This is a genomic window from Flavobacterium sp. 1355 (genome assembly GCF_017833415.1).
GTDB lineage: Bacteria > Bacteroidota > Bacteroidia > Flavobacteriales > Flavobacteriaceae > Flavobacterium.
Genome location: NZ_JAFICC010000009.1, coordinates 264,518 through 274,854, shown reverse-complemented (window position 1 = coordinate 274,854; position 10,337 = coordinate 264,518). Strand labels below are relative to the sequence as shown.

Annotated in this window: 9 protein-coding genes; 2 read left to right on the top strand and 7 right to left on the bottom strand. The window is 35.1% G+C overall.

Annotation, left to right across the window (positions count from 1 at the left end):
- Positions 1-495: 495 nt before the first annotated feature.
- The 7 genes from fucP to JOD96_RS13600 form a co-directional block, all read right to left on the bottom strand.
- Positions 496-1,797, bottom strand: coding sequence for an L-fucose:H+ symporter permease (gene fucP / locus JOD96_RS13630; RefSeq protein ID WP_209564788.1), 1,302 nt, complete (start codon positions 1,795-1,797; stop codon positions 496-498).
- Positions 1,798-1,884: 87 nt separating this feature from the next.
- Entirely contained in the window at positions 1,885-2,331 is a 447-nt protein-coding gene (locus JOD96_RS13625) for a MaoC/PaaZ C-terminal domain-containing protein (RefSeq protein ID WP_209564787.1), read from the bottom strand.
- 82 nt (positions 2,332-2,413) lie between these two features.
- Entirely contained in the window at positions 2,414-3,478 is a 1,065-nt protein-coding gene (locus tag JOD96_RS13620) for a Gfo/Idh/MocA family protein (RefSeq protein WP_209564786.1), read from the bottom strand.
- A 53-nt stretch (positions 3,479-3,531) separates the two neighbouring features.
- A complete protein-coding gene (locus tag JOD96_RS13615) occupies positions 3,532-4,758 on the bottom strand; it encodes an extracellular solute-binding protein (protein WP_209564785.1) in 1,227 nt (408 codons plus the stop codon).
- Positions 4,758-5,897: a CaiB/BaiF CoA transferase family protein gene (locus JOD96_RS13610; protein WP_209564784.1), complete on the bottom strand. Its 1,140-nt coding sequence runs from the start codon at positions 5,895-5,897 to the stop codon at positions 4,758-4,760. The genes JOD96_RS13615 and JOD96_RS13610 overlap by 1 nt, the downstream gene beginning before the upstream one ends.
- A gap of 1 nt (position 5,898) precedes the next feature.
- The gene (locus JOD96_RS13605) at positions 5,899-7,044 is read right to left on the bottom strand and encodes a CaiB/BaiF CoA transferase family protein (RefSeq protein WP_209564783.1); all 1,146 of its coding nucleotides are present in this window, start codon (positions 7,042-7,044) and stop codon (positions 5,899-5,901) included.
- On the bottom strand, positions 7,041-8,189 hold the full coding sequence (locus JOD96_RS13600) for an ABC transporter substrate-binding protein (RefSeq protein ID WP_209564782.1): 1,149 nt from the start codon (positions 8,187-8,189) through the stop codon (positions 7,041-7,043). Before JOD96_RS13600 ends, JOD96_RS13605 begins: the two co-directional genes overlap by 4 nt.
- A gap of 325 nt (positions 8,190-8,514) precedes the next feature.
- On the opposite strand from JOD96_RS13600, the gene JOD96_RS13595 reads away from it, so the two are divergent.
- On the top strand, positions 8,515-9,279 hold the full coding sequence (locus JOD96_RS13595; RefSeq protein ID WP_209564781.1) for an SDR family NAD(P)-dependent oxidoreductase: 765 nt from the start codon (positions 8,515-8,517) through the stop codon (positions 9,277-9,279).
- 195 nt (positions 9,280-9,474) lie between these two features.
- Positions 9,475-10,329, top strand: coding sequence for a fumarylacetoacetate hydrolase family protein (locus tag JOD96_RS13590; protein WP_209564780.1), 855 nt, complete (start codon positions 9,475-9,477; stop codon positions 10,327-10,329).
- Positions 10,330-10,337 lie beyond the last annotated feature (8 nt).

Here is a 10,337-nt window from a genome sequence, read left to right as displayed (position 1 = left end):
AACTTCAAAAGCTCTATAGGGGTCATATAAAATTCTTAGATTGCAAAGTTCTTGTTTTATTTTGACATTTCCTCCCCAAGCTTTGTGCTTCATCCGAAATCATAGTGCTTCTCCCAAAGAACTTAAGGCATAAATATTTCGTCCGCTAAAAAGAAGAATTACATATTTCTCACACTACTAAAGTGAGACCCTTTTAAATTAATTTTATTGCCTAATTGGTTTTCTCCAATTAGACTTCTCCTCATCTAAACAAAATAAGTTTCTTAAAAACGATATTTTTATAGCTAATTCAGTTCATTATTAAGAATGCCAGATACAATCTATATGGTATAATGAATTATGATTTATAATACTTTTATAAAATATATAGAGTAAATGTTTTATAAAGCATATTTTATTGTAAAATGAGAATTAAAAAACTCCATCATTTCTGATAGAGTTCTGAATGTTTTAAAAAAAATAATTGTATTTCTATGAAGGACTTATTGGGAAATACTATTTTACTGTTCTTACCCTTCTTCCAAAAAGACCAAAATAAAGTATTATAATAAAGCAAAACAGTGGAATGATATATCCTGACTGAATATCGTCATGTTTAATATCGATTAAAGTTCCCATAGCATAAGGAAGTATTGCTCCTCCAACAATTGACATTACTAACCAGGAAGAGCCTGTTTCAGTATTGGATTTTAGTCCCACAAGACCCAAAGAAAATATTGTTGGAAACATAATTGACATAAAAAAACCGATTCCCCCTAATGCATAAATTACATAAATTCCTGTTCCGTATATGGCAACTAGGCAAAGAATAACACTTATAACACAATAGATAGAAAGGAGTATATGATCTTTTACAAATTTTAGAAAAAAGGTCCCGATAAAACGTCCAGCCATAAATAAAAACCCATAAATGCCTAAATAATATCCCGCTGTTTTTTCATCTAATCCAGCCCCTTGTTGTGCAATTCTAATAAAAAAGCTTGTGATACATACCTGAGCACCCACATAGAAAAACTGTGCTACTACGGCCCAACTTAAGTGAGAAAATTTCAAAACTGAGAAAAATCCCGGCTTGATTTCGGTTTCAGTATGTTGTGGTTTCATGCTAGGCAAATGCATAAAATAAAATATCACAGCAACTAGAATCAATACAGTACCTAGAATTATATAAGGAAGTTTTACTGCGGATGCTTCCTGTAATAGATAAGCCGCTTTGGTAGCTTCTGGCATAGCTGCCATTTCGGTTGCTGTATGATTCTTTCCTGAAAGTATAAATAATGAGCCAACAATAGGCGCAACCATTGCGGCCAATCCGTTGAATGATGCAGCTAAATTTAATCTTTTAGAAGACGATTCTGCCGGCCCTAAAATTGCTGCATATGGATTTGCACTTGTTTCCAGAATAGTCAATCCACAGCCGATTACAAATAGAGCAAAGAGAAATAATTCATATGTTCTTGTATTCGCTGCTGGAACAAATAGAAAGGCACCTGCAGCAAAAACCAGTAATCCGGTAATTATACTATTTTTATAGCCAAATTTTTTAATGAGTATTCCAGCTGGAATAGCCATAATAAAATACGCAAAAAATACTGAGGTATCAATCAATGTCGATTGGCGATTGTTTAATTCGCATGCCTTCTTTAAATGAGGAATCAAGATAGAATCGAGATTATGTGCCATTCCCCAAAGGAAAAATAAGCTTGTAATTAAGATGAATGGCAAAAGATATTTATTGCCATTTCCTCCTTCAGTTGGTACTTGGTGCTGATCGCCGGTTTGGTTTGTTATTTGCATTGGTTAAATAGTTTTATTTTAGTTTAAAAGGATAAAAGCTCAGAGATAAAATTATATTCAGGCTTTTATTAGCCTGTCTTTGTAGCTCTATAATAATTTTTTCTTCACTAGAAGCAAATGATCACATACCAGAACAACTTCTCCTTTCTGATTGATAATTTCCACATGTTCTGTAACAGTTCCCATATCAGCTTTTTTAGCTTCTCCTTTTTCAGAAATAGTAATTTCAGAATGAATAGTATCACCGATATGAACAGGCTTTACAAATCGCATACGATCATATCCTTTTGAAAAAGCTTCAGGATTTATTTCAGATGCTGTTAAGCCAATTCCAATACTAAAGACCATTGTTCCATGAGCAATTCGTTGTCCAAAAGGTTGCGTCTTACACCATTCTTCATCCATATGATGGGGAAAGAAATCTCCAGTATGGCCGGCATGAACCACAAAATCAGTTTCGGTTATGGTTCTTCCGAATGTTACTCGTTTATCATTGAGTTTATAATCTTCAAAAAAAGTTGATTTGAAATACATAGTTTTTAGTTTTATAAATTTGAAAGCCAAAATTTGAAAAACACATTTGTTCAGGATTCAAAATTTTGGCTTTCGACTTAAATTATAATTCGTTTAGAGAGATTCCACCCTTGTTACTTATATAACATGCTTCAACCACTTTCATGGTATCTAAAACATCCTGAACACTTGCCAGTAATTTAGAATCTGAACCTTCTTTAAATCGCATTAAATTCGACATGGTACCTATGAAGGCTTCCGGAAACCAGGAACCTTCAAGATTCACTTTTTTCCATTGATATTCGCCATTTTCATTTTCAACGGCATATTCAAAAATGTCAGGAAGACCGTTAGGATAATTCATCAATAAGCCCATTTTTGCTTTAATAGCGCCCTTTGTTCCTTCCCATTTAATATAGCTTTCTTCGTGTTCTGGTCCAAAGTGATGATCGTGATTAGTATTGATGACGACATGCATGTTTTCGCCATAATCTAAAATAATTGTTGAGCGGCTTGAAGATAATTTCTTTAACGGATGCTTGGCTGTTTTTGCCATTACACTCTTCGGATTTCCGAGAAAGGAGCGAATGCAATCGATATAATGAACACTATGAAAAAGAATTTCCAATCTGGCGTGTTCCTTAATTAAGGGAAACAATTCCCACGGAGTATTTACTGTCACTTTAAACTCAAGATCATATAAATCTCCAATCATTCCTTCATTAATCAAATATCTTGCAGCGCTTACAAATGGAGAAAACCTAAGCTGAAAATTAATTGCAGCAACCAGGTTTTTCCTTTCACAAACTTCAACGATTTCACGTGCTTGTGCCAAATCATTACCCATTGGTTTCTGAATTAGAACTGCAGCACCGTCGGGAAGTTGTTCTAAAATCTCAATATATTGATCAGGTAAAACGGTAATGTCATAAACAGTATTTTTAGGAGTATTTTTTACGGCTTCGGAAACATTCTCAAAAACGTGTTCAATTTTGAATTGTTTCGCTAGATCATGCGCTTTCGATATTGTTCTGTTAGTAATGCCAAATACGGTAAAGCCAGCCATTTCGTAAGCAGGCAAATGCGCATCTTTCACAATTCCACTTGCACCGATGATGATAACAGGCTGTTTGGTTTCGGGCAGTAAAGGTTTGTATGGAATATTCATTTTTTAATGTTTTGGGTTCGTAAATCTTGTCAGAATATAAGTTTGACAAGTTCTTAGTTCCTTAATTGCTGAATCGCACTTTGCGTCTCCTCTAAAAGTGTTTCAGACGTAATGTCAGTTTCTATTGCTTTCAATACCATTTGATCAATCAATTCAGCTACTTTTGGCCATATTGCAGTCTGTGGTAAAGTAAGTGCGTTCTCGTGCAGCATTTCTAATTTGTGATAAAACGGAATAATCTTGTTTATTTCAGAATCGTTCCATGTTGATTTTCTACATCCGATTCCGCCTTCGATAGTTAAAAGTTTATCATTTTCAGGAGAAATTGCAAATTGTAAAAAATCATACGCTACTTTTTGATGTTTACTTCCCGAACCAATAGTATACAGCCAATATACATTTAGAGAAGCTGTTTTATGATTTTTATCAAATGGAAGTTGGGTGATATCAACTTTACCTTTTACTTTAGATTTCTCAATTACTTCGCACATCGAAGCAAATCCAAACCAGTTAATGGCCATCGCTGCTTGTCCTTCGGCGAAAGCCAAACCAGCCTCTACTGAGCCAAAACTTTTAGATTTTGGATGAACAGCATTTTTATTATTAACAATAGATCTGTAGAAATCTAAAGCTTCTACTGCTGAAGACTGATTGATGTTAATATTATTTAGCTTGTTTGTTAAAGTACCGCCACGAGTCCATAATTGAAGGCAAAAATCAAAAACCATATTGTGACCATCCGGGAAATTGGCAAAAACACAACCATATAGTTCTTCTTCAGGCCGGTTAAAGAAAGTTGCAATCTGAACAAATTCTTCCCATGTTTTAGGAGGCTGAAGTTCATAACCAAATTGCTTTTTGAAGTTTTCTTTTTCTATTGAATTTTCAAACAGGTCTTTTCGAAAAATCAGACATTCTGGCCCATCATGAAACGGAAGCCCATAAGTGCCACGATTAATTTGCTGTAAATGCAATAGCGAATTGTGCCAGCCATCAGGATAATTTTGAGGAGGATTTACATTGATAAATGAAGTTAAATCCAGAATCGCATTTTCGTTTGCTGCATCAAAAACCCAGTCTGTATTAAGGTGTGCAATATCCCATTTTCCATTTAGAAGCCCTTTTTTTGTAATTGTTTCTTCGTAAAGATCATGCAATTCTAAGGGAATCATTTCAGCTTCAGCCTGAATATTATTTTTCAGACAAAATACATCCCACAGCTTTTGCAGAGTAGTTTCAAAAGGGGCAAATTTTCTAACAGCGATTCTTATTTTTTCCATCAGCAATCAATAAATTCTTTAATAATTCGCTCGTTATCCTGGCCTAATTTTGGAGAACCTTTACCTGAAATTAAATATTCACCGTCAATTTTTATTGGGCATCTGGTTGTTTTGTACTGATATCCATCAGTCATTTGAACTTCTTGTGTAAAGTCTAAAACCTTAAAACCATCTTCTGCAAAAAGCTGTTGATAATTTAAAACACTTGCACACCAAATGTCTGCCGGTTCTAAAATATTTAACCAAAATTCGGTATTCTGAGTTTGCAGGTGCGAAGCAAGAATATTTTTGATTGCGTCTCGCAGCACAAATTTATTTTCCGGGAATTCCAGTAATGCATCACATTTTAAGAGTGAAGCCAAAACAGGAATGGATCCCATAGCCAAAGCTAAGTAGCCATTTCTTGTTTGGTAAATTCCGTATGGTGCTCCCAAATAGGCATGCGCACTGTTGCTTTTTGTTCTTACAGGTAATTCGCCTCCATCATTAAAATGTGTAGTAATCGTTTCAAACTGAAAATCGTAAGCAGATTCTAACATGCTTACTTCAATTTTTGCTCCAATATTATGAGTTGCTTTTCTGTATAACCCAGCCAGAATGCCCTGGGCCAAATGTGCACCAGCCAGCATATCAACTATTGATAATCCCATTGGTACAGGGCCATCATCCTGATTACCGCTTAGCCAGGTCAGGGCAGTAAGGGATTGTAATAATAAATCCTGTCCCGGTAAATCTTTTAAATCAGGATGAGTGCCAAAGCCTGAAATCGATCCGTAAATCACACTTGGATTTATTTCTTTGACGTCATCATAGCTTAATCCAATTCGTTCCATAACTCCAGGTCTGAAATTATGCATGACAACATCGGCTTTTGCTAATAATTTTTTTAATTTTTGTAGTTCATCGACTTGTTTAAAATCAATTGCAAAAGATTCTTTGTTTCTATTGATAGTATGAAATACAGAAGATTCTCCATTCATTATCAAATCAGAAGTATATAAGGTACGGCATATATCGCCAGTTCCCGGTTTTTCAATTTTTATAACGCGTGCGCCTAGATCAGCTAGTCTTAAACTGGCTGATGGACCCGAAAGAAACTGGCTGAAATCTATGACTAAATAATCTTCTAAAGGTTTCATTCTAATCGTTTAAAAATTGTTTGTGTATGTTCTCATTATCCTCACCCACTTTTGGAGCTGCTTTTTTACTTATCAAAATATCTCCGTCTAATTGTATTGGACTTCTGGTGGTTACCAGGCTTTTGCCATCTGAATTTTTTACGGTTTGTTTTAAACTCAAATCATCTACAAAAGGCTGACTGTCCAGTTCTTTGTAATTAAGAACTTTGCCACACCAGATTCCTTCTTTTTGAAGTAAGTTAATCCAGTAATCTACTTTTTGTGTAATTATTTTTTTACTTAATATTTTTCTTATTTCATCTCTTGAGGCAAACCATTGGTGTTTATCAGCATACTTGCTTAAATCTAATCCAAGGGTTTTTCCGATAAAAAGTAAATCGCCCATTGCTAAAGAAAGATAACCGTCCTGAGTTTGATAAACCCCATACGGAGCACTCAAAAACGCATGAGCACTTCCTTTTACATCTCCTCTTTCCGGTAATTGCCCGCCATCATTCAGAAAAGAAGTAATAGCTTCAAATTGAACATCCAGAATAGACTCCAATAAGCTTACTTCTACCAAAACCCCTTTTCCAGTTTTAGCTCTTTTGAGTAAGGCAGCCAAAATTCCCTGAACAAAATGGTTTCCACACATTAAATCGGCTACAGCCAATCCAAACGGAACCGGTCCCTGACTTTTTCTTCCGCTTAGCCAACTTAAGCCCGAAAGAGATTGCAATAGCAAATCCTGTCCCGGTTTTTTTGCCCATGGGCCTTTATTTCCATATCCGGTTATTGTTCCATATATAATTTTTGGATTTATTGTCAAAGTCTGATCAAAATCTAATCCTATCTTTTCCATTACACCAGGTCTAAAATTATGCGTCATAATATCAGCTTTGGCAATCAGTTTCTTTATTAAAACCAGATCATCCGGATTTTTAAGATCGGCTGCAAAAGATTCCTTATTTCTGTTAATGGTATGAAATAACAAACTGCTGTCATCAACAAAAAGATCTTTAATACTTAATTGCCTGCAGGCTTCACCCTTTATTGGCCGTTCAATTTTTATAACTCTCGCACCCAAATCGGCCAATTTTAAACCAGCAGAAGGACCGGCCAGAAACTGACAGAATTCAAGAACGATTAATCCTTCTAAAGGTTTCATGTTGTTTGCAGGTTTAAAGATTTAGCGTAAAGCGCATCTATTTCTTCTAAAACTTGTTCCTCGTTACCGCCATTCATCAAATAGTCACGAACAATATCTCCTGCATGATCCTGAAAATACATATGTCCGGAATACCTCGGACGAAGAAAAGCTCTTTCTAAAGCAGGTAAGGTATTTTTGAAATAATGATGAGTTAATTGATTGATTCTTTCGCTTTTCCATGCTTGTAAATGTCCTGGCTGGCCTCCATTATCCGCAAAAATATTCTGTTGTACGTGCGACGAGCCTGTAAATTCTGCATATTTTATAGCTTCCGAAATGTTTTTGCTAAAAGAAGAAACTGCAAGGCCTGTTCCTCCCAAAGAAGAAATCATCGATTTATTATTTAATTTAACTAAATCATAAAAATGAAGAAGTTTTCGGCTATACCCTGTTCGCGAATAATTAGAATAACCATAAGCAAAAGGACAATAAGCGATTTCATCTGAGTTGACCATAGCTTCATACACCTGAATTGGGTTTCTGTTAAAATTTGCAGGATCAATAAGCTGAGCTAATTCTCTAAACATTTGCAAAGCTTTTTTTCCTGTTTCTTTTGAAGCAACTTTATCTTCAGATTGAAAAGGAGCTTCATTCAAACTACAGCAAAACATATAAAAACTCATTAAAACATCTACAGGAATACCTGCAAAAGCGACAAGTCCTTTTTTTGCTAAAATCAGTAACTCGTCATAAGTCTCAGGTACTTTTAAACCTTGTTTTTCTAGAATGTCCAAACGTGCCGCCGCCACCGGAGTAGCGGCATCAATAGGCAAAGCCCAAAGTTTGTTGCTGAAAACATAACTTCCGTACGAATGCCCAACAGTATTTGCTTCCTGATCTTTAATGTAATCAGCCGAAAGATGATCGGAGAGGGGGAGTATGGCGTTAGTATGCGCCCCAAAACCTGTCCAGGGATGATCGATAACCAATAAGTCAAACCTTTTAGCCAAATCTTCGATTGAAGCATCTGCAAATTCCTGTAAACTTCTTTTCTCCCAGGTAATTTCAATTTCCGGATTTAATTCGGTAAAGCGCTGTGCCGTTGCAACCACAGGTAGTAAACCTCTTGTATGATTCCACGTTATACCTTTTAATACTGCCATTTTTATAGAATTATGTTGTCGTGATGTTAAATAGAAATAATAAATGTAAAAAATACAATTACAAAATTATAAATAAGATTGAGATGACCAAGAAAATGTAACTTTTTACATTAATTTTTTTGCACAAAGTTTGATAACGATGTATTTTTTTTACAATGGCAATAAAAAATGTTATAATTTTTTAAAGAATGATCATTTTATTATATTAGTAAAAAAATAAAATGCAAAATTATATTTAATCGATTACATTTGTAATTGTGTTTTTTACATTTATTATTTTTGCCAAATTATTACAATATATTTTAAGGACTAATACAGATAAATAATGTTTTCATTACAAAATAAAAAAGCTGTCGTAACCGGAGGCGGCAGCGGAATTGGAAGAGCAATTGCAACCCTTTTCGCAAAACAGGGCGCGGAAGTACACATACTAGATTTAACTCTCGAAAGTGCTAAGGAAGCAGTTGAGGATATTAAAAAATTGGGAGGAACAGTGTTTTCGTATGCTTGTAACGTAGCCAGCCAAAAAGAGGTTGTAGCCACTTTTGAGTCGATTGGAAATATTGACATACTAATTAATAATGCCGGAATTGCCAATGTGGGGAAAGTAGACACGACATCAGAATCTGATTTTGACCGTGTTATGGAAGTAAATGTAAAAGGAGTTTATAATTGCTTGTATGCTGCAATTCCGCAATTCAGAATTTCAAGCGGCGGTGTTATCATCAATATGGCTTCTATCGCAGCGTGGGTGGGTATACCAGACAGATTTGCTTATTCTACAGCAAAAGGAGCGGTAATGGCGATGACATTATCAGTAGCTAAAGATTATATGAACGAAAATATCAGATGTAATTCTATTTCACCTGCAAGAGTTCATACACCATTTGTAGACGGTTTTATTTCAAAAAATTATGCCGGAAAAGAAGCAGAAATGTTTGAAAAACTATCCAAATCACAACCAATAGGAAGAATGGGAAAACCTGAAGAAATTGCTGCTTTAGCTTTGTACCTGTGTAGTGATGAAGCCGGATTTATTACAGGCTGCGATTATCCTATCGATGGTGGTTTTATCAAGTTAAATAATTGAGAAAAGAGGCTAAGGTTCTGAGATGCTAAGATTCTAAGGTTTTTTTAGACTTAGAACCTCAGAACCTTAGTTTCTTAGAACCTTAAAAAAAGAAAAATAAATAATTAAAAAGTTACTAAGGTTTTAAGTAGCCATGAGAAAAGAAAACTTAGAGCCTCAGAACCTTAGCAACTTAGAACCTTAAAAAAGAAAAAAATGAAATTAATACGTTTTGGAGAAATCGGAAAAGAAAAACCAGGAGTTTTAATTGGTGAAAAAAGATATGATGTTTCGGCAATTGTTTCGGATTTTAATGAAAGTTTTTTTGAAGAAAATGGTCTCGAAAAATTGCAAAAAGCATTAGCCGATAATCCGACTTTGCCAGAAGTGGATGCAAATGTGCGTTTAGGTTCCCCTGTGGCAAGGCCATCTAAAATAATATGCATTGGTTTAAACTACGTAGATCACTGTAAAGAAACAAACGCACCGATTCCAACAGAGCCAATTATATTTTTTAAATCAACGACTTCTCTGTGTGGTCCCGATGATGATTTGATTATTCCTAAAAATAGTGAAAAAACAGACTGGGAAGTTGAACTTGCATTTGTAGTTGGAAAAAAAGCAAGTTATGTCGAAGAAGCAGAAGCATTAGACTATGTTGCAGGATATGCTCTTCTTAATGATTACAGTGAAAGAGCTTTTCAGCTTGAGCGTGGCGGGCAATGGGCAAAAGGAAAAGGAAGTGATACATTTGCTCCCCTCGGACCATTTTTGGCCACTAAAGACGAAGTAAGAGATGTAAACAATTTATCAATGTGGCTTACCGTAAATGGTAAAAAATACCAGGATAGTAATACCTTAAATTTAGTTTTCAAGATTCCATATTTAGTGCATTATTTAAGTCAGTTTATGACCTTGCTTCCTGGTGATATTATCAGTACCGGAACACCTCCGGGAGTTGGTCTGGGTATAAAACCAGATCCGATTTATCTTAAAGCAGGAGATGTTGTAGAATTGGGAATCGAAGGTTTGGGTACAAGTAAACAAACTGCGGTTGCATACTCTAAATAATTTAAAGA